21 protein-coding genes and 1 pseudogene are annotated in these 18249 nt (G+C 68.6%); 8 read left to right on the forward strand and 14 right to left on the reverse strand.

Annotated elements, in window-relative coordinates:
* Positions 1-21 precede the first annotated feature (21 nt).
* On the reverse strand, positions 22-372 hold the full coding sequence (locus tag OG747_RS50190; RefSeq protein ID WP_331743949.1) for a helix-turn-helix domain-containing protein: 351 nt from the start codon (positions 370-372) through the stop codon (positions 22-24).
* A gap of 128 nt (positions 373-500) precedes the next feature.
* Here OG747_RS50190 and OG747_RS50195 point away from each other — a divergent pair, with 128 nt between their 5' ends.
* The 4 genes from OG747_RS50195 (at position 501) to OG747_RS50210 (ending at position 2663) form a co-directional block, all read left to right on the forward strand.
* A complete protein-coding gene (locus OG747_RS50195) occupies positions 501-1247 on the forward strand; it encodes an ANTAR domain-containing protein (protein ID WP_331743946.1) in 747 nt (248 codons plus the stop codon).
* Positions 1248-1318: 71 nt separating this feature from the next.
* The gene (locus tag OG747_RS50200) at positions 1319-1876 is read left to right on the forward strand and encodes a hypothetical protein (protein WP_331743943.1); all 558 of its coding nucleotides are present in this window, start codon (positions 1319-1321) and stop codon (positions 1874-1876) included.
* A 38-nt stretch (positions 1877-1914) separates the two neighbouring features.
* The gene (locus OG747_RS50205) at positions 1915-2409 is read left to right on the forward strand and encodes a hypothetical protein (protein ID WP_331743939.1); all 495 of its coding nucleotides are present in this window, start codon (positions 1915-1917) and stop codon (positions 2407-2409) included.
* 98 nt (positions 2410-2507) lie between these two features.
* Complete coding sequence (locus OG747_RS50210) at positions 2508-2663, forward strand: DUF6131 family protein (RefSeq protein ID WP_331743936.1); 156 nt, start codon at positions 2508-2510, stop codon at positions 2661-2663.
* Positions 2664-2812: 149 nt separating this feature from the next.
* Here the strand turns inward: OG747_RS50210 and OG747_RS50215 are convergent.
* From OG747_RS50215 to OG747_RS50235, 5 genes and pseudogenes are all read right to left on the reverse strand, one after another.
* Positions 2813-2941, reverse strand: a pseudogene (locus tag OG747_RS50215) (IS5/IS1182 family transposase); the annotation flags it as partial.
* Between the two features lie 89 nt (positions 2942-3030).
* Entirely contained in the window at positions 3031-3189 is a 159-nt protein-coding gene (locus OG747_RS50220; RefSeq protein WP_331765124.1) for a hypothetical protein, read from the reverse strand.
* Positions 3190-3669: 480 nt separating this feature from the next.
* A complete protein-coding gene (locus tag OG747_RS50225; protein ID WP_331745015.1) occupies positions 3670-4665 on the reverse strand; it encodes a patatin-like phospholipase family protein in 996 nt (331 codons plus the stop codon).
* Between the two features lie 5 nt (positions 4666-4670).
* The gene (locus OG747_RS50230; protein ID WP_331743933.1) at positions 4671-4889 is read right to left on the reverse strand and encodes a hypothetical protein; all 219 of its coding nucleotides are present in this window, start codon (positions 4887-4889) and stop codon (positions 4671-4673) included.
* A 54-nt stretch (positions 4890-4943) separates the two neighbouring features.
* Positions 4944-5645: an SDR family oxidoreductase gene (locus OG747_RS50235; protein WP_331743930.1), complete on the reverse strand. Its 702-nt coding sequence runs from the start codon at positions 5643-5645 to the stop codon at positions 4944-4946.
* 94 nt (positions 5646-5739) lie between these two features.
* On the opposite strand from OG747_RS50235, the gene OG747_RS50240 reads away from it, so the two are divergent.
* The 3 genes from OG747_RS50240 (at position 5740) to OG747_RS50250 (ending at position 8331) form a co-directional block, all read left to right on the forward strand.
* Positions 5740-6210: a TetR/AcrR family transcriptional regulator gene (locus OG747_RS50240; RefSeq protein WP_331743927.1), complete on the forward strand. Its 471-nt coding sequence runs from the start codon at positions 5740-5742 to the stop codon at positions 6208-6210.
* Between the two features lie 138 nt (positions 6211-6348).
* Positions 6349-7245 (forward strand): helix-turn-helix transcriptional regulator, encoded by an 897-nt coding sequence (locus OG747_RS50245; RefSeq protein ID WP_331743924.1) that lies wholly within the window; start codon positions 6349-6351, stop codon positions 7243-7245.
* Positions 7246-7704: 459 nt separating this feature from the next.
* Positions 7705-8331, forward strand: coding sequence for a TIGR03086 family metal-binding protein (locus OG747_RS50250; RefSeq protein ID WP_331743921.1), 627 nt, complete (start codon positions 7705-7707; stop codon positions 8329-8331).
* A 729-nt stretch (positions 8332-9060) separates the two neighbouring features.
* Here the strand turns inward: OG747_RS50250 and OG747_RS50255 are convergent.
* The 8 genes from OG747_RS50255 to OG747_RS50290 form a co-directional block, all read right to left on the reverse strand.
* Complete coding sequence (locus tag OG747_RS50255; protein WP_331743918.1) at positions 9061-9966, reverse strand: MBL fold metallo-hydrolase; 906 nt, start codon at positions 9964-9966, stop codon at positions 9061-9063.
* Positions 9967-10502: 536 nt separating this feature from the next.
* A complete protein-coding gene (locus tag OG747_RS50260) occupies positions 10503-10733 on the reverse strand; it encodes a hypothetical protein (protein ID WP_331743915.1) in 231 nt (76 codons plus the stop codon).
* Complete coding sequence (locus OG747_RS50265; protein WP_331743912.1) at positions 10720-11343, reverse strand: TetR/AcrR family transcriptional regulator; 624 nt, start codon at positions 11341-11343, stop codon at positions 10720-10722. Before OG747_RS50265 ends, OG747_RS50260 begins: the two co-directional genes overlap by 14 nt.
* Positions 11344-11730: 387 nt before the next feature.
* Positions 11731-12450, reverse strand: coding sequence for a hypothetical protein (locus OG747_RS50270; protein ID WP_331743909.1), 720 nt, complete (start codon positions 12448-12450; stop codon positions 11731-11733).
* 252 nt (positions 12451-12702) lie between these two features.
* Complete coding sequence (locus OG747_RS50275; protein ID WP_331743906.1) at positions 12703-13113, reverse strand: nuclear transport factor 2 family protein; 411 nt, start codon at positions 13111-13113, stop codon at positions 12703-12705.
* Between the two features lie 506 nt (positions 13114-13619).
* Positions 13620-13898 carry a prolyl oligopeptidase family serine peptidase gene (locus OG747_RS50280; RefSeq protein WP_331765400.1) on the reverse strand — a complete coding sequence of 93 codons (279 nt, stop codon included), beginning with the start codon at positions 13896-13898 and terminating at the stop codon, positions 13620-13622.
* Positions 13899-14030: 132 nt separating this feature from the next.
* Positions 14031-15617 (reverse strand): AMP-binding protein, encoded by a 1587-nt coding sequence (locus tag OG747_RS50285; protein ID WP_331743900.1) that lies wholly within the window; start codon positions 15615-15617, stop codon positions 14031-14033.
* A gap of 23 nt (positions 15618-15640) precedes the next feature.
* Positions 15641-16876: an acyl-CoA dehydrogenase family protein gene (locus OG747_RS50290; RefSeq protein WP_331743897.1), complete on the reverse strand. Its 1236-nt coding sequence runs from the start codon at positions 16874-16876 to the stop codon at positions 15641-15643.
* 109 nt (positions 16877-16985) lie between these two features.
* Between OG747_RS50290 and OG747_RS50295 the strand changes: the two genes are divergently transcribed.
* Positions 16986-18092: an acyl-CoA dehydrogenase family protein gene (locus OG747_RS50295; RefSeq protein ID WP_331743894.1), complete on the forward strand. Its 1107-nt coding sequence runs from the start codon at positions 16986-16988 to the stop codon at positions 18090-18092.
* Positions 18093-18249: the final 157 nt, after the last annotated feature.

An 18249-nucleotide genomic window follows, 5' to 3' on the forward strand; every position in this document is an offset into this window, starting at 1 on the left:
GTCGCGGCAGACCGCATCCCCTCACGAACCGGGCCGGGCATGGTCGCTGGCGCCGTGGCGTTCGTCCTCGTCCCTGGCCAGCATCGACAGCAGGCAGGCCACGGTCACGCCCTCCTCGGCCGGGTGGCGCAGCACCTTGTCCGGGTCGATGCTGTACCGATTGGAGCGGCCGTGGCGGGTGTGGGAGAGGTATCCGTCCTGCTCCAGGTCCGCGATGATCTTCTGGACGGCCCGTTCCGTGAGCCGGCATCGCGCCGCGATGTCACGGACCCGCGCGTGGTGGTTGTCGGCGATGCTGGCCAGCACGCGCGCGTGATTGGTCAGAAACGTCCACCCCGTGTGCGGCTCGGGCACTCCATGGACTTCCGTCACGACTCCATGTTACGACCACACGTTCACGCACCCAAAAACACGAAGATAAATTCGTGTAGGGGTTGACGTGTCACGTAGAGGCGGCTGAGCCTGGAGAAGAACAACCCGGAGGACCGGAGGAGGCGAGCATGACGACGCTACCGTCCCCGGACACACCGCTCGTCAGCGACGAAGCCGACCGCACACCGTCGTCCACCGGCGCGCTGCCGGTGCAGGCAGGGCCGGCCGGGATCCGCGTGACCGTCACCGTGAGCGGAGAGTTCTGCCTCGACAACTGCCAGAGCCTCCGGCACGCCCTGCGCGATGCAATCATGCGGTCGGCCGAGGGTGTGGACCTGGACCTCAGCGAACTTCACTTCGCGGACTGCTCTGCACTCAACGTGCTGCTGGCCGCTCGCCGCGACGCAGTCGCGGCGGGGAAGACGGTCACCGTCACCACGGCCAGCCCCGCCGTCGAACGACTGCTGACCTATACCAACACCCACAGCCTCTTCTCCCCCGCCCACGAGCATGCTGACCCGCCCGCCCGAAAACCCGGGCCGCCACGCGAGGAAACCGACGACGACCTCCTGCGGACCGAAGTCGTCCAGCTGAGGCGCGCGCTGCGCACCCATCCGGACATCGACCTGGCACGCGGCATCCTCATGGCCTCTTTCGGTCTGAACCCCGACGAGGCGTGGCAGGTACTGGTCACAGCGTCCCAGAACACCAACACGAAACTGCACCGCCTCGCCGAGGACGTCGTCACCACCGTCCAAGGCGCGCCCCTGCCCGGCCCGGTCCAGCAGCAACTCACCGCAGCCGTCGCCAGAACACGCAACACCGGCGGCGGACCGGCATTCGCTGTCAGGGAGGTTTGGGCCGGCGGGATCTGAGCTGCCGGGGTCGGTCTTGAAACTCCCTGCTGCAGGCGCCAATTTCGCCTATCCACGAGGAGGTCGGTCAGATGTCTACCGGCATGCTTTTGGCGATCGTCATTCCTGTCGCAGTGGTCGTCGTGCTGATTGCCGCGGCCCTGGCTCTTTTCCTGCGGCACCGGGCTCTGCGCCAGCGCTTCGGCCCCGAGTACGAACGGACCGTCGACGGCGCCGACAGCAGGCTCGCCGCCGAGCGGGAGCTCAGCGCACGCGAGAAACGGCACGACAAACTCGACATCAAGCTTCTGCCCGACCGTCTCCGCGAGCGCTACTCACGGGACTGGGACAATGTGCAGCACGAGTTCGTGGACCGGCCCGAGGACGCCGTACACGACGCAGACCATCTGGTGACCTCCCTGATGCAGGACCGCGGCTACCCCACCGAAAGCTACGGCCAGCAGCTCAAGGATCTCTCCGTCGAGCACGGCCGCACCCTCGAGCACTACCGAGCCGCTCACGAGATCGACACACTCAGCGCGAGTCACAAGGCCACCACCGAGCAACTGCGCAGCGCCATGGTGCACTACCGGGCGCTGTTCGACGAACTTCTCTCCGACGGCGGCCAGACCCGCCACGCCCCGGCCTGACCTTCGGGCAGCCGGGACCGAACGGACACGGAGGAGACATGCAACGCGACGACACACCGCACACTCGTGACAGCGGGCTGTCCACGGAGGACCTCGCCCAGCCCCGCAAGGCCGACGCAGCGTCGAACACCCCTCCACCGCCCCCGGTCTACCCGAGCGAGGGCGACGACAGAACGGATGCGGCTGACGACCTCGCGTCCCGCGACGGGGCCACCCCCGTAGCGGACGAGGCGGTGGGCGCACGGACCACAGACGCCGACGAGATGCCGCAACTGCTGACATCCCAGGACGAGGAAGGCTTCCGCAAAGAGTGGGAGAACATCCAGGGTGCCTTCGTTGACGATCCTCGCCAGGCGGTACAGGCCGCGGACAACCTGGTCGCCAAGGTCATGCAGACGCTCGCCGCGACGTTCGACGAGCACAAGAAGAACCTCGAAGAGCAGTGGAGCCGAGGCGAGCAGGTCGACACCGAAGCTCTGCGCAGGGCCCTGCGCCACTATCGCTCGTTCTTCAACCGCCTGCTCACCACCTGACAAACACACCCGTGAGGCGAGGCGCAACGGGTCCAGGAAGTGAACGGCATCCCGCCTCACAGCGGCCGGCACACCGGCCGGAGAGAAAGAAGAACGCCGTGATCGCACTTGGCATCATCCTGCTCGTCGTCGGATTCGTCCTGAACATCGGAATCCTGTGGACGATCGGGATCATCCTGCTCCTCATCGGAGTCGTCCTGTTCATCCTCGGTTCCGTCGGCCACGCGGTCGGCGGCCGACGCCACTACTGGTAGAGCACGCCTGTACAACTTCCCTTCCAGCAACACCGGCCTGCCCCCGATACAACCGACGCGGTTCGTCAGGACTTCGCATCCTGGGACTGTTCTGCACCGGCCTCCCAGCCTGGGTCAGCAGCGCATTGACGACGAGCGCGGCCGCTGGCGGGCCTTCCGCCGCTGTTGCCACGGCGTTGGCTGTGAGCTTGTTGGTCACGGCGTTCGGGGATGGTGTGCTTGATCTGCCGACGCCGCAGGTAACGGCGGTTGCGGCGTGATGAGTACACCCCTCCCCCGCGCCCTGCCCAGAGACGCCCACTCCGCCGCAGGTGAGAACGCCCCGCATACGTGAGCAATGCGTGAGCGGACTGTCTGGGACGAGCCGTCACACGCCTGTACCTCCTCCTGTACCGCGTGTGGCGGGGGTGCAAGGAGTCGCGTGCAGCGGGTAGTACACGCGGCCGTCGGTCCACACCGTGGTCACCGTGACGATGCCGTTGTCGGTCTTGCCGTACCGGCCCAGCCACTGTCGGCCCACGTGCACGGTGGCCCGTGCCGTCCTTGCGGTCCCCGGAGTCGTCGATCACGATGACCCCGCCGTCGCGCGGAGCGGTCGCCGGCTGTTCGCGGAGCAGTTCAAGCCGCCGGTCGTTGACCTGCTCGGCCTCCCAGGGGGACTCGGACAGGAAGAACTGCAGCCGCTGCACCCCCCGGCATCCCCGCGCCGGTCACCGGCTCCGCGCCTGCCAGGCAGGTGATCGTCCTGTTCCGCTCCCGCGGCGCCAGCAGCCCGGTCAGATACTCACGAAACCCCCGCCGCTGCGCCAGGCTGAAGAAGAGGTCGTCGAACCGGGCCGCGTACTCCTCCAACGGCCGCGGCGCAGGCGGACACGGACGACGAGCAGTCATCTTCAGTTCCCAGCAAGGCAGTTGACTCCTACCACCGGCCTACGACCAACCCGACCTGCCGTCAACCCGCACTACCGCCGGATTTAACGAACTACCGGTAACGCCCTCTCAGGAGTCAGTGGCCGCTGGGTGTTCGGGCGTCGTACAGGTGGCTGTGGGCCTCGTGGACGGCGGCGCGCCCGGCTTCCAGTGCGGTTTCGAGGAGGTCGCCCTGGCGAGCCAGGCGGCCGACCGGCGGTGTGCCCGGGGCGGGGCGGATCGAGACGATCGTCGGGTGGTGGGCCAGGTAGGTGTCGTCTTCGGCCAGGCGCGCTTCGCGGTCGAGGAACACCCGGCGCAAGGTCGCGGGCTCACGGCGCAGCAAAGTCTTGGCGATGACCGGGGCGGAGCGCGAGGGGCGCGCCGCGTCGATCGCACGCCTGGATCGCAGCACCATGACATGGGTCGCGCCCTGGGCCAGCGCGGTTCGGTAGGGCACGGATTCGGAGACGCCCGCGTCGTAGAACCGGCGCCCGCGCAGCATCACGGGGTCGCCCGCCAGGAGCGGCAGCGCGGCGCTGGCCCGCAGCGCCAGGCGCAACTCCGCGGCGTCGTCGATGAAGGGCCGCAGGTCGGTGGAGTCCCCGGTGGCGGCGTCGGTGGCCAGCGGGTGGTACTCGATATCGCTGGCCAGGATCGAGGCGAAGTCCATCGGCGCGAAGTCCCGGTCGCCGTAGCGGTAGAGCACCTCGTAGAAGGCGTAGAGGTCTACGAGCGGCCGCCCGCGCAGAGGGTTCGAGCGCCGGATTACCGTTCTGGCGTAGCGGGAATCCGCCCAGAAGCGCAGCGACTGCGGGCTGCTGCTCAGCAGCCACGCTCCGGACGCGGCGCCGGCGGAGGCGCCGTAGACGGCGTCGAAGCCGTTGGTCAGGCCGAGTTCATGCAGCGCCAGGGCCATCCCGCCGGCGATGATGCCGCGCATCCCGCCGCCCTCGATGGCCAGTGCGACGCGGTGCCCGTCGGTGCGTGCGCCGGGCCGGCTGTCGGCCTGTGCGCGCTCGGTGAGCACGCGCCAGACCGGGTGCGGCCCCTCGGGCTCTGTCGCCGCAGCAGGTGTGGCGGTCATCGTCATCGTGGTCACGGCTCCAGGGGACTTGCTGGGGGGCGGGATCTGCGCGCCGCCCCGGTGTTGCTCGGCTGCTGCTGGCCGGCCTTGCGGTCGAGGGCGGCGTTGGCCGAGTGCCGCAGTGTACGGCGGTTCTCCCAGCCGGGGTAGAGATCGACCATCCGGGCGACGATGTCGGTGGTGGTGGTGGTCTCCTCGGCGGACGTCTGGGTGGTGGTCGCGGAGCTCATGGCTCGCGTCCTTCTCCGCAGTGGTTTTCGAGGCCCGACGTGGGCTCTGAGTGATCAGTGCGCAAGCTGCGGGTAGAGCGCACCGAGGTCGCCGGACAAGCCTGCCTTGACCTGGCGGGTCACCTCATCGGCCAGCACCTCATAAGCGTCGGTTTCGACGCCGTCCAGGGCCGACGCGGCGACGCTTGCGGGGGAGGACTTGGGGGCGTCGATGCGGGCGGCCAGGTCGGTGTCGACGTAGCCGACGTGCAGTCCGGTGACGTTGATGCCGCGGGGCTTGAGGTCCAGGCGCAGCGAGTTGGTCTGGGACCAGAACGCGGCCTTGGACGCGCTGTAGGAGCCGCCGAGGGCGATCCAGGACACAACCGAATGCACGTTGAGCAGGTGGCCGCCGCCGTTGGCCTCGATGATCGGGACAAAGGCCCTGGTGGTGTGCAGCGGTCCGTAGAAGTTGGTCTCGAACTCGCGGCGCACGTCCTCGATCGGTGACGTCAAGTAGGAGGCGGCGACGGCCGCGCCCGCGTTGTTGATCAGGATCGTGACGTCCGGCGCGGCCGCGGCGGCGGCGGCCACCGAGGCCGGGTCGGTGACCTCGAGGGCCAGCGCGACGGCGTCGGGGTGGGTGACGGTCCTCGGGTCGCGGGCGGTGGCGTACACCTTCTTGGCGCCCCGCGTGTACAGGTCTTCGACCAGTGCCTTGCCGATGCCCCTGCTGCCCCCGGTGACCAGGACGGTCGAGCCTGCGATTGCGGTCATCGGCCTTCTCCTCGCACGTTGGAAACCGATCGGTTCCGGATCACCGTAAACCGAACGGTTTCTGCAGGCAAGTCGATGACGTAGCCTGGCCGGCATGAACGTGAGTTCCCCCGCCGCGACGACAGCGCCGCCCGCGGCGGCTGCCGCACCTCGCGAGCGGCTGCCGGAGGCCGCAGCGTTGCTCTTCCACCGGGAGGGCGTCCCTGTGGGAGTCGAGGCGCCGTGCCGGGCGGCGGGGGTGTCCAAGCGGTCGATGTATCAGCTGTTCACCAGCAAGGACGAGGTCCTGGCCGCGAGCCTGGAACGCGCGGCGCCGACCTACTGGGAGACGGTTTCGGTGGCGTCCACGGATTGGCTGTCCACGATCGCCGAGGCCGCCGTCGGGGTCTTCCCGGCGGCGAGGTGGATCCTGCGGCAGAGCTGGTCACGGTTGAGGTTCTCACTCGGGGCGGCTCGGAGGGCCTGCCGCAGAGCCTGGACTTCGTCGCGGTGCCGCAGGGGTATCAGACCGTCGCTGATGCCGGTGAAGGTGAGGGCTCCGCTTCAGGCCGTACATCGCTGGTGAGGCGGATGCCATCCCGGTTCACATCCAGCCTCGCGCCCCGGCCCTTACAGACCCCCTGGGCGCGCCTCGCTGAACCTAGGTCCAGGTGGTCCACCTTCACCGAACCCGTCAAGGGGCTGCGGTGCTAACACTGGATACATGAAACAGAACGGCGAACTGGGTGACTTCCTGCGCTCGCGACGGGCCCGTCTGCGCCCCGAGGACGCGGGGGTGGACTTCAGCGGCGGCGCGCGCCGGGTGCCGGGGCTGCGCCGCGAGGAGGTCGCACACCTGGCCGGGGTGAGTACGGACTACTACGCCCGCCTCGAACAGGGCCGGCACCCTCACGTCTCGGAGACGGTGTTGGAGGCTGTGGCTCGCGCTCTGCACCTGGACGACATCGAACGCGGCTACCTCTTCGAGCTCGCCCGGCCCAAGACACCCGGTCCGGGCCGGCGCCGTCCGGCCCGCGTGCCACGGGTGCGGCCGGCGGTCCACCGCATGCTGGACGTTCTGGACAACGTCTCTCCGGCCCTCGTCATCAACCACCGCAGCGACGTCCTGGCGGCCAACCACCTCGCCCACGCGCTGATCACCGACTTCGACGCACTGCCGTACCGCGAGCGCAACCTCGCCCGATTCGTCCTGCTCCACCCCGCCGCCCGTGATCTGTACACGGACTGGAACAAAGCGGCCGAGACGTTCGTCGCCAGCCTGCGCCTGGCGGCCGGCCGCCAACCCGACGACCCCCAGCTGAACGAGCTGGTCGGGGAGCTGTCCATCAAGGTGCCCGAGTTTCACACCTGGTGGGCCAGCCATCGCGTGGACCAGTGTGCCCACGGCACCCAGCGCCTCCATCACCCCGTGGTCGGCGAGCTCACGCTTTCCTACGAAACGCTGGCCCTTCCCGCCGATCCCGACCAGACCGTCTGCCTCTACACCGCCGAACCCGGCTCCGCCTCCGCGGAGACGCTCCGGCTGCTCGCCAGCTGGAGTACCCCGGCGGCTACAGAAGCATCCTCCCCTTCCGGGCACGGCACGGCGCACCGGAACTGACCGGCCCGGTCAGTTCCGGTGCGCCGCCAAGGAGGTGCGCGGAACATGAACGCCTACCAGGTTTTCCGGGTTGACGGGCTGCCGGAAGTGACAGCGTGCGACGACCTTGCCCCCTTGTTGCCGGCCAGGACGAGCCGGTCGCTGCCGCGGACCTGGCCAAGGGCAAGGCCAAGGGGCATCAGGACAGCCGAGTTCTACCGGGCAGCAGCATGTTTTCGCCGGCAGCGCAGGGTACGGACACACGACAACTGTCGCGCTGACCAACGTCCCGGACGCCGCTGGGTACACCGATCGCCGGAGTATGACGCTTCGCGCTCGCAAGTGCCCACACCATCACCATGACGACATGTCGAACAAGGCGACCAGATCCGGTCGCACAGACCGCCCCCTGACCCAGCCGCACACGGTCGAACGACCGTTCGCCCCGGCCTGAGGCACGGGAAGAAAGGACACCGCACAATGCCATCGACTAGGGCGGAACTGCTGACACAGAGCATCGATCTGGTCGTGGACGCCGTCAACGGCGCGCCAGTGGACCAGTATCAGAATCCGACTCCGTGTTCAGAGTTCACGGTGAAGGATCTCGTCAACCACATCGCCATGATGCTCCTTATGACAAGGGACATAGGCACCCGGACGGCAGAGGACCTCAGCCTGCTGACCGCCAACCCAGTGCCCTTCCTCGCCGGACGACCGGAGTCCGCCTGGGCCCAACTGCTGGCCGGCAAAGCGGAGCCGGCAGCAAAAGCCTGGTCGGAGCCGACGGCATGGGAAGGGGAGGCGAGCCTCGGCGGACCGCCCATGGCCGCCACTGCCCTCGGCGAGATCCTCATCGCCGAATTCACCATCCACGCCTGGGACACGGCAGTAGCCACCGGTCAGCCTGTCAATGTCCCCACGTCCTTGGCCAAGGCCGCGTTCGACACCTACACGCGTGAGGCACCTCGCATGCGCGGCCTGGGCCTTCTCACCGACGAGGTGCCACAAGAAACCCACGCGCCCCTGTTCGACCGCGCACTGGCCTTGACCGGCAGGGACCCCCGATGGAGCCGACCCGCGCATGAGCGGCGTAAAGCCCGACGTTGACGGGGATTCTTGAAAACGTCCAAAGCTGCTCCTCGCCTCACTTGATCAAGTCCTCAAGCGGGTGGGGAAGTTCGGTAAGCGCCGGGCCCCGGGTGAGCCGGGGCCGCCCGCGCGATCGGCGTCCGGGCCACGCCGGCCCGTCAAGGGCGCCTTCGGCGTCGCTCACGCGATGCGCTGCGCGCACCCTGGACCGGCCACCACGGCCCTGGTGCTGGCCGGCTATCGGGCGGCCCCTCCCCTGTGGCGACCCGTCCGCAGGTCAGCGCGGGTTCGCCTGGGAAATCAAGCCGGGCAGCTGTCAACTACCCGTCGCTAAAGCATCGCTAAAGCGACGGCCTGCACAACGGGCATCACTGGCGGTGATGTGTCGTTTGCGTCCAGTCCCACTCCGAGGTGTCCGGGTGGGTCAGGGGCCGTTGACGGGACCCCGCGTCGCCACAACTCCCACGCACGGGCACGGATGTTGCGGGAGCCTCCCCCACTCTCGGCTTCGCTCGAGCGGGAGGTGCCCCCATCGGTCCGCGTGATCAACGAATCCGCAGTTCCGGCTGGAGCTGATCACCGAGGCGGTGCGGGCCTCGCTGGAAGAGCTCGCAGGCACCGCCCCGCACCTGCCGGCCGGCCTGGTGGACGAGGAGGGCCCTCACGGGCTTCCGTCACCTTCCGATGCCCCCGGCTCGATTGAAATCGAGTCATGGGACGACCAGCCCAACGCCGAACAGCCGACCTTCAGTCGATGAAGACGCTCCATGCGACAGCGTTGAGGTTGTCGGCGAGGAAGATGTCGCTCCCCCCGAGGCGCTTCTCCCAGGACGGCATCAGTTCTGCTGCGCGAGCGACGACCGCGTCCATCCAGACCTTGAGCTCCGCCTGCCGATTGCTCGCCGACACCTTGGCGGCGGCCGCGGCCTCTTTCAGATCCACCGTCCGCAGCGCCTCGACAGCAGAGGTCCGCAGGTCGCGAATGTACTCACGATTCGTCTGCACGTCCTCGGGAGTGCCGTACAGGGACATGTGACCGGTCGCGATGGTCTCGAAGTCGTACTCCAGCATCTGGTCCATGGCGTCGAAGTACGCGGGCACGTGCGCGGAGAAGACAAGGCGGAAGAACGGCGCGTTCTTGACGGTGAAGCTGTCCATCGCCGCCATGGCCTTCTGTTCCGGGAGGTGGATGAACAGATTGCCCGCCTGATGCCAGTCCCCCGTGTAATCGAGGACGAACCTCACTCCGTCGATGTCCAGCTCCTTCCGCCTCCCGCTGAAGGTCTCGGTGGGCAGGGGCCGCCTGTCGTCATGTGCCTCCTTGATGAACTCGCCGGTGAGCTCGTGGGAGATGATCTTCAGGCCGTCCCGGTTCAGCAGGTGAGCTGCCCCGATGTGGTCGGAGTGCGCGTGGCTGTAGATGAGGTGAGTGAGCGGCTTCGGAGTGACCTCCTCGATGGCCGCCAGCAGCTTGTCACCCAGGACCAGAGGGGCGTCCACGAGGACAACGCCCTTCTTGGTCACCAGGAACACGGTGTTGATCATCCCCTGGGTGACGCCGTGGACACCGCCGCCCAGGTCAGTGACGACATAACCGGACTCAGGGATTTCCGGACCCTGAGCGAAATCAGGCAAAGGCGTGAATTCAGTCATTGGTGATCTCCCTTTTGCGGCCCGTCCGGCAGACGGGTGGAACGGTGTGGCAGTGGCGCCAGGTGATCGAGGGCCCGTTAGGGCCGTGGACCTCGAGACCCAGAAACAGCGGGGCTTACCCCTGAGGGCTGTCCGCCGAGGAGTTGCCCGACGCGGTGGACAATCTGGTGGCCGGCGTATGCGTGACCGGCCAGGAAGTCACCCGGTTCGCCGTTTTGATCCTGCAATCAGTGTTACCGCTGGAGTGCCCTGCCGGGTTCGGTGAAGGTGGACCGCCTGGACCTGGGTTCAGCAAGGCGCGCGCAGGGGGCCTGTAAGGGCCAGAGGGCGCGAAGCTGGATGTGAACCGGGATGGCAGCGCCGCCTCATCAGCGATGTCCGGCTTGAAGCGGAGCCCTCACCTGCGCGCAGTGCCCGCAGGGAGCGGAGCGGAAGCCACCTGGTTCGTCCTTCGACCACCTTACGGAGCAGCTGGATCATGCCGTTCGTCATCTATGTCCTGGGGCTGGGCATCTTCGCTCACGGCACCTCCGAGTTCATGTACGGAGGGCTATGCGGAAGCGTGCGCGCATGGTGGTGCTGCTGCCCAGGCCGGTCAGCATGTCGCCCTCGGCCATGCTGAGGTCCGGTCCATGGCGCAGCTCCGCGGGGAGGCCCTTGATCAGGTCGAACAGCCTCTCGCGGCCCGGTGCGGTGTGGGCGCTGTGCTGGATGTAGTTGGGGTCGGCAGCCGGCCGGGCGCTTCGACGGGGGTCAGACCTCCGCACGAGGTGGGTCTGCCCTCGGAATCAGGGCCACGGCGGATCGCGCCGCCTGCTCGAGTGTCGCCGCGTCGACATCCGCCTTGGCAATGGAATCGATGCCCCTGATGACGCTCAGCAGCAGATACCCCAGAGCCGAGGAGTCGACATGGTCGGCCACTTCCCCTGCGTCCTGGGCGTCGCGGATCGCGGCCGCGAGGACGCCGGCGAGATCGTCGAACGCGCGGCGGGCCGTCTGTGCCACCTCCTCGTCCTCACCGGCGCGGTCCGCGGTGACCTTGGTGAGGAAGCATCCGCGGTGGGGCGACTCACCGGCGAAGGTGTTGGCGAGGGAGACGAGGTAGCGCTCGAGTCGCGCCATCGGCGAGGGGAGCACCGCTTCCGGGCCGCCCTGCAGCTGCTCGCGGGCCTGGGCGACGAGGTCCTGGCAGTAGTCGGAGAAGACACGCACGTAGAGGTCGTGCTTGTTGCCGAACGCCTTGTAGATGCTGCCCTTGCCCAGCCCGGTCGCTTCCATGAGGTCATAGGTGGACGTGCCGGCAAATCCGGTCGTCCAGAACCGGTCGCGTACGACATCCAGCACAACGGCCTCGTCGAAGCCTCGTTTTCTCCCCATGCCCCTAGGCTACGCCGTTGTGGTCCGCCTGGACCACAACGACTGGTGACCCGCTCACGACGCACGGCATTCCCCCGGTCGCGTCACGCCCGCCCGGGCGAGGAAACACAGGCCCCTCCCCTACCGGAATACGGTCGCCCGCCCCCACGCCGAGCACCGGGACGACACGGTCAAGCGTCACGCAGCAACAGCAGCAGCGACCACGGTCACTCACCGCCGGAGTCGGCTCACATCCCCTGGCCGGGGGCGTGGCGCTGGTCGTAGGCGACGCGGGCCGCGTGAACGTGCGCGGCCCGCTTCTCGGCCCCCGCCGGGGAGCACGTGCCAGGTTGGCGATGAACAGCTGCCCGTGGGCGATGCCTGCGCGGGGGTGTACCCGTGCCGCGGTCAGGCAACAGAGATCTCGGTGAGATCGATGGTGACGAGGACCGGCTCGGGCAGGACCCGCGCATCCTCCTGAATGGGCAGGACGTACCGGTGAGTTGGGAAGACCAGTCCCGATGCCGTTGCGTGCTTCTCGCACAGATGTGCAGCCGGCGCGCCGCCGAGCACCTCGGCAGCGTAGTCATGGCGTCGCAGCAGGCCCGCAGCATTGTAGTAGAAGATCTGCTCTCTGGCGTGTGTTGCGAGAGCATCGGGGAAGGCCGCCCGCAGCCGTCGCCAGTTCTCGCCGGCTTCCTGCCAGGGCTCCAGTTCCTCCACCACGACGCCGGGGCGCGTCAGCAGGTAGGGGGCCGTGAGGTAGTTCCACATGGCGTAGCCCGCGAAGTACAGCACGTGGAGCTGGTCCCAGGGGGTGTCCGGGCCGTGGCCGGCGAAGGCTTCCCGTGGGGAGGTCCGCTCGGCCACGACCTCGCCCTCCCGCCTCTCGATCGCGACACGGTCGGGCGTGAACACGCCGCGCAGCCCCGGGCCGGTGAAGCCCTCATAGACCACGCGCTGCTGCTGCACATCGACGGTCATGTCGGCCGTGGCGAGAATTCCCTCCTGCCCGCGGAGGGTCCACAGGAGCCCGCCCATGGACCCCTTGGCATGGATGGTTCTTGCTTCTCGCCACCGCTGGAGGCCGCCATGGGCCTCAAGAACAAGATCCAATAGGTTCGTCATGGGTAGGTCTCCGTGGTGAGTGACGCTGCCTGTGTGTCGATGTTCCTGCGGCGTTCGCCTGTGGCGCGCGTTCGGCGCGCATGCGGCGGAAGCCGCCGCGAGAAGCGGCGTGGACGCCGTGCCCCGGCATCAGGTTGGCGTGCCGTGGGGTCGGCGGGGTCTCCGCCGGGGTCGGCGTCGGGTCTACGTCGGGCGCCGACTCGGAGTGCGTACCCGAGCCGTCGCGTCTTCGAGTCAGGCCTGCCGGTCGGCCTAGCCGGCCTGAGGGTTGGTGAACATGGGGTTGCCCGCGACGGTGTCCTGCGCGGCCACCTCGTCCTGCAGGACGTCCCAGTGCTCCACCACCAGGCCGTCTTCGAAACGGAAGATGTCGATCCCGAGGAGGGGCTTGTCGAATCCGCCGGAGTACCGGCCGTGGACCATGACCAGGTCTCCCTCGGCGATGATCGCTCCCGGCTCGTAGCGGGTGGCGTCGGGCAGGTCGGCGATGAACCCGCGCAGCCCGGCCTTGGCCGGCGGGATGAACGAGTTGTGCTGCACGTAGTCCGGGTGCAGGTACCGGTCCAGCGCGGTGAAGTCCTTGGAGCTGAACGCGGTCGTCAGGATCTCGAGGATGACGGCCTTGTTCCGCTCCGTCTGAGTCTGGGTCTGGGTCTGGTGCATCGGAATCCTCCACTAGGTTTGTTGACCGATTGGACCACTATCGAAACATGATGTGGTCCAATCGGTCAACAAATCGCCGTGCCGGATCTCAGCGCAAAACGGTCTCAGGCAACCACCGGAAAAGCGAAGATCCATATGAGGTCAGGATGCGGGAGCCCGACCGTTCGCCCCGGCCCGGTCCTCCCAGTCTGTCCTGGTCACCCCCGTACCGAGCTGCTCGAGCGCGGGATCGACCTGCATGTCATCGAGCAGGGCATCGACACCGCCACGATGGGGCCGCGCGATGTTCGGCATGCTCTCCGCCCTCGCCGAGTTCCAGCGCGAACCCATCGTGGCTGGACGGCCTTGCCGCAGCCCGGGCCCGCGGCCAAGTCGGCGGCTGACGCCACTCGTAAGTGGCCTCGCACACGCGCTCCGCAGGCGGGAAGCGGAGCGGTCCACCCGGCGCCCGGCATCCCACGAAACTCCCGATCAGACTCCCCAGCATCGCAATTGGGCCGGCGCTGTCAAGCTCCGTGAGGCGTCCGAGTACCGGTCTGCTCGCCGATCCATGACGCGGCGAAGCGTGTCCATGTCGATGCCTCTCCAGCCCCATGAGCAAGGCCCAGGCTGTGGGGTCCGTGGGGGAAGACGTGCACCGCGTGGGGCACATTGTCGGCGGCCAACGCCGCAGCAAGGCGATAGGTGTGCTCCGGCGGAACATAAGGATCCTCCGCCGTGTGCCAGAGGAAGAACGGAGGAGCCGACGGAGTGACCAGCGCGTCGAGCGAGATCGAACGACGCAGACGCCGGGGTGTCTGCCGCGCCGTTCGGCCAGGGAGACGGTGGCGCCGCCGGCCGGACCGGGGCTTCGCGAAGGCATCGTCCGCAGAGTCGAGGGGACTTTCGGCCCCGTTTTCGGGCCCCGTCGCCGCCCGTCACATCACCGACTCCCGTCGACGCAGGTCCTTGCGCAGTATCTTGCCGGCCGGGGACTTCGGGATCTGGTCCAGGAACTCGACCAGCCGGACCTTCTTGTACGGCGCGACCCGGGCCGCAACGAACGCCTGGACCTCCTCGGCATCCAGACCGGGGTGGGTGGCGCGGCGCACGACGAACGCCTTGGGCACTTCCTCTCCATCGTGGTGCACCCCCACCACAGCGGCGTCGGCGATCCCGCCGTGGGTGAGCAGCAGGGCCTCCAACTCGGCGGGGGCGACCTGGTGACCCCGGTATTTGATCAGCTCCTTGAGCCGGTCCACGACGTGGAAGACGCCGTAGGCATCAACGGTCACTATGTCGCCGGTATGCAGGAAGCCGTCGGCGTCGACGGTGGCGGTGGTCGCCTGGGGGTTGTTGAGATAGCCGCGCATGATGTTCGGGCCGCGGCACCACAGCTCGCCCTGACCTCCGGGCGCGCTGTCTTCTCCGGTGACGGGGTCCACCACTCGGGCTTCCAGGTTGGGCATCAGCACGCCGACCGATCCCCGGTCGAGGTCGGGCCGTGCCACGGGGATGCCGTGAGTGGTGGGACTCGACTCGGTCAGGCCATAGCCCTGGACCACGACGGCGTCCAGCCGCTTGGCGAGCGCCTGTGCCAGATCGCGATCCAGGGGGGCGGCCGCGCTCATGATCAGCTTGACGCTGCTCAGGTCGTACTCGTCCAGCTGTGGACAGTTGAGCAGGGCGAGGGCGATGGGCGGCACGATGTAGAGGTGGTCGATCCGGTGCTCTTCGATCGCGGCCAGGAACCGGGGGAGGTCGAACCGCGGCATGGTGACGATGCGGCCTCGCCTGTACAAGGTACCGTTCATGAGACCCGTGATGCCGTAGATGTGGAACAGCGGCAGCACTGCCAGCATCCGCGAGTCGGGGCCCAGGAGGTTGAGCGGCTGGGTCTGCAGCACGCCGGCAACCAGGTTGCGATGGGTGAGCATGACGCCCTTGGACAGGCCCGTGGTGCCCGAGGAGTAGGGCAGCGCGGCAAGGTCATCGCCGCTGAGTACAGCCTTCGGGGTCGGGGCGGTGCTCGCCAGGAGCTCGTCGAAGCCTGTCTCCCGGACCGGGCCCGGCGCGCCCCGGGCTGAGCCGAGCACGATGATCTCCTCCACCCGGACCCTGTCCTCGGCCACCGCGGCGCGCGCCCGGTCCAGGGAGTCGGCGGAGGCGAACAGGACCCGGGCGCCGGAATCGCGGAGTTGATGGGCCAGTTCGGCCGGCGTGTAGAGCGCATTGGCCGGTGAGGGGACGGCGCCGGTGCTCATCACACCGTGGAAGACCGCGGGGTAGTCCGGGCAGTTGGGGGAGAAGATGACGGCCACGTCGTGGCGGCCCAGACCGCGCTCGGCCAGACCAGCCGCGACCCGGCCGATTGCGGCGGTCAACTGGCCGTAGGTGTAGCCGCGATGGGAGGTGTCGATGATGGCAGGGCGGTCGGCGTCATCGGTGCCGAGTCCGGCGAACAGGAACTCCGGCAGGCAGACCTCCGGGATGGCGATGTCCGGGTAGGGACTGCGGATGATCATCGATACTCCTCGGCTCTCGGCAGTCAGCGTGCGGCAGTGGGCGCGGGTCGGGGCTCCTTCGGCAGGCCGAGCACCAGCTCCCCGACGATGCCGCGTTGGATCTGGGAGGAGCCTGCGTAGATCGTGCCGGCGCGGGCGTTGAGGTAGACGCTGGTCCAGGACGCGGACGAGTTCGGCGCGCCGGGGTCGTCGGTGTGGAACCAGTTCGGCGAGGGCCGCCCGGTCGGGGTCAGCGCGCCCAGGCCGAGGACGTCCACGGCCAGCTCGGTGGCCCGCTGGTGGTACTCGCTCCAGAGCAGCTTGAACGCGGCAGCGGCGGGGCCAGGTTCCTCTCCGGCGATCAGTGTGGCGGCGGTGCGCAGCCCGTGGCAGCGCAGTTGCTCGACCTGGACATGGCACCAGGCGATCCGGCGGCGGATGTCGGGGTCGCGGTGCAGCCCGCGCTCCCGGACCAGCTCGATCAGCCGGTCCAGCTCGTTGCGGAAGCGGATCGGTGCCTTGAGCGCGGTCGCGCCGCGCTCGAAGCCCAGCAGCGTCATCGCAACCGTCCAGCCACGGTCGACCTCTCCCACGACCAGGCCGAGTTCGGTCGTCGCGTTGTCGAAGAAGATCTCGTTGAAGTCCGCCTCGCCGGTGAGGTTGCGGATCGGGCGGATGTCGATGCCGGGTTGGTCCAAGGGGACCAGGAGCATGCTGATGCCGCGGTGCGCCGGGGCGTCGGGATCGGTCCGGGCCAGGACGAACGTCCAGTTCGCCTTGTGTGCGCCGGAGGACCACAGCTTCTGCCCGTTCAGTACCCACTGGTCGCCGTACGGTTCGGCCCGCAGGGAGAGCGAGGCCAGGTCCGAGCCGGCGCCCGGCTCGGAGAAGCCCTGCGCGAAGACATACTCGCCGGAGACGATCCTCGGCAGAAACCGGCGCAACAGGGTCGGGTCGCTCCAGCGCAGCATGGTGTTGCCCAGCATGGTGATGCCGAACTCGTCGTTGTCCGAGCCGGAAGGAATGCCGGCTGCGGTCAGTTCCTCAATGACGACGACCAGTTCCGCCGGTCCGAGGCCGGCGCCGCCGTACTCCCGCGGCCATGCCGGGGCAACCCAGCCGCGCTCGGCGAGCGCGGCCCGCGTCTTCTCCTGGAACGTCTCGCGCTCGATCGGGTCGAGGGCGCCGATGCCCCGCCAGTCCGGCGGGACCAGGTCCGCCACGAATGCCCGCACCGAAGCGCGGAAGCGCTCGGCCCGCTCGCTGCCCTGCGGTTCCACTACAACCTCCTGGTGTCTTCGGTAAGCGAATGAGCAGAACAGTTGCGTAGATAGACTCACTAGTCAATGCTGGGCGCCTTGGATTTCCCCCGACGTGAGGAGGACCCCGATGCGCTTCGCGCCAACCGACGAACAGCTCGAACTGGGCCGAACCGCGGAGCGGTTGCTCGCCGCCCACGCCCGCAGGAACACCCTCCCTCCGCCTTGGGACGCCATCCCCCAGACCCTCAACCGTGAGCTATGGGCCTCGCTCGCCGAACTCGGACTGCTCGGCCTGGGCGTGCCCGAGAGACTGGGCGGCTCGGGTGGCGGTGTTACGGACCTGTGTGTCCTGGCCGAGCGGGTGGGGTCGGCCCTGCCGACCCTCCCGTTCGCCGCCACCGCGACCGTCGCCGCAGTGCTGGCCGAGCACGCCGACAGTCCCGGCGCGCGAGCCGCGCTGGCCGGCGTCGTGGGCGGCTCCACCGTCGCCGTACCGGCCTGGGAGACCTTCCCTGCCCACATGGTGCCCGGCCGGCGGGCGGGCTCGCTGACGCTGAACGGCTCGGCGGCGGACGGCATGCTGGCAGCGGTGCCGTTCGGCCTCGACGCCGAACTGCTGCTGGCTTTCGCCGACGAGGGCAGCGCCCCGGCGCGGCCGGTCCTCGTGGAACTCGCCGAACCGGCCACCGCGCGGACCTCCGTGGAGTCGCTGGACGTCACCGAGCCGATGGCGAGCCTGCGGCTGACCGGCGCGCCCGCCATACCGCTCGGACCGCTCGGCGCACATACGGTCGCCCGCCTGCTCACCGTGCTGGCAGCCGAGCTCATCGGCACCGGGCGACGCGCGCTGGAGGGCGCCGTTGAGTATGCCGGGCAACGTCGGCAGTTCGGCCGGCCGATCGGATCGTTCCAGGCCGTCAAGCACGTACTCGCTGACCGGTCCGTCCAGCTCGACGCCGCCTGGATGCTCGTCCGCGGGGCGGCCCACGCCATCGACGGCAAGCGTGCTGACGCCGACGTGGCGGCTCGTACCGCGCTCGCGGCGGCGGCCGACGCGGTCGAGGCAGTGACGGCCGACGCCCTGCAGACCCATGGAGGCATCGGCTTCACCTGGGAGCACCCGTCCCACGTACTGCTCAGGCGCGCCCGTGCGCGGCGCTCACTCCTCGGCTCGTCGGCCCACCGGCTCAACGTACTCGCCGACCGCCTCCTCGGATCGGCGCATCTGTCCTGACGTCGGCCTTACGGGCTGCCCCATCGCGGCGGGCGGCCTGCGCCTGCGCGGTTCGCGGGCTGCGGCAGTTACCCGGTAGCGCCGCAGCCCACCACTTGACACATAAGTCTATCTACGCAACTTTACTGTTCAGACCCCTATTTTGCAGGGATCTTCA

The organism is Streptomyces sp. NBC_01384 (genome assembly GCF_045040035.1).
Classification (GTDB): Bacteria; Actinomycetota; Actinomycetes; order Streptomycetales; family Streptomycetaceae; genus Streptomyces.

Coding starts and splice junctions, on each gene's coding strand:
- OG747_RS50195 (WP_331743946.1), top strand. CDS start 501: ATGACGACGCTACCGTCCCCGGACACACCGCTCGTCAGCGACGAAGCC.
- OG747_RS50230 (WP_331743933.1), bottom strand. CDS start 4,889: ATGAGCTCCGCGACCACCACCCAGACGTCCGCCGAGGAGACCACCACC.
- OG747_RS50250 (WP_331743921.1), top strand. CDS start 7,705: ATGCCATCGACTAGGGCGGAACTGCTGACACAGAGCATCGATCTGGTC.
- OG747_RS50295 (WP_331743894.1), top strand. CDS start 16,986: ATGCGCTTCGCGCCAACCGACGAACAGCTCGAACTGGGCCGAACCGCG.
- OG747_RS50265 (WP_331743912.1), bottom strand. CDS start 11,343: ATGGGGAGAAAACGAGGCTTCGACGAGGCCGTTGTGCTGGATGTCGTA.
- OG747_RS50275 (WP_331743906.1), bottom strand. CDS start 13,113: ATGCACCAGACCCAGACCCAGACTCAGACGGAGCGGAACAAGGCCGTC.
- OG747_RS50285 (WP_331743900.1), bottom strand. CDS start 15,617: ATGATCATCCGCAGTCCCTACCCGGACATCGCCATCCCGGAGGTCTGC.
- OG747_RS50235 (WP_331743930.1), bottom strand. CDS start 5,645: ATGACCGCAATCGCAGGCTCGACCGTCCTGGTCACCGGGGGCAGCAGG.
- OG747_RS50255 (WP_331743918.1), bottom strand. CDS start 9,966: ATGACTGAATTCACGCCTTTGCCTGATTTCGCTCAGGGTCCGGAAATC.
- OG747_RS50240 (WP_331743927.1), top strand. CDS start 5,740: ATGAACGTGAGTTCCCCCGCCGCGACGACAGCGCCGCCCGCGGCGGCT.
- OG747_RS50270 (WP_331743909.1), bottom strand. CDS start 12,450: ATGACGAACCTATTGGATCTTGTTCTTGAGGCCCATGGCGGCCTCCAG.
- OG747_RS50205 (WP_331743939.1), top strand. CDS start 1,915: ATGCAACGCGACGACACACCGCACACTCGTGACAGCGGGCTGTCCACG.
- OG747_RS50225 (WP_331745015.1), bottom strand. CDS start 4,665: ATGACGATGACCGCCACACCTGCTGCGGCGACAGAGCCCGAGGGGCCG.
- OG747_RS50200 (WP_331743943.1), top strand. CDS start 1,319: ATGTCTACCGGCATGCTTTTGGCGATCGTCATTCCTGTCGCAGTGGTC.
- OG747_RS50245 (WP_331743924.1), top strand. CDS start 6,349: ATGAAACAGAACGGCGAACTGGGTGACTTCCTGCGCTCGCGACGGGCC.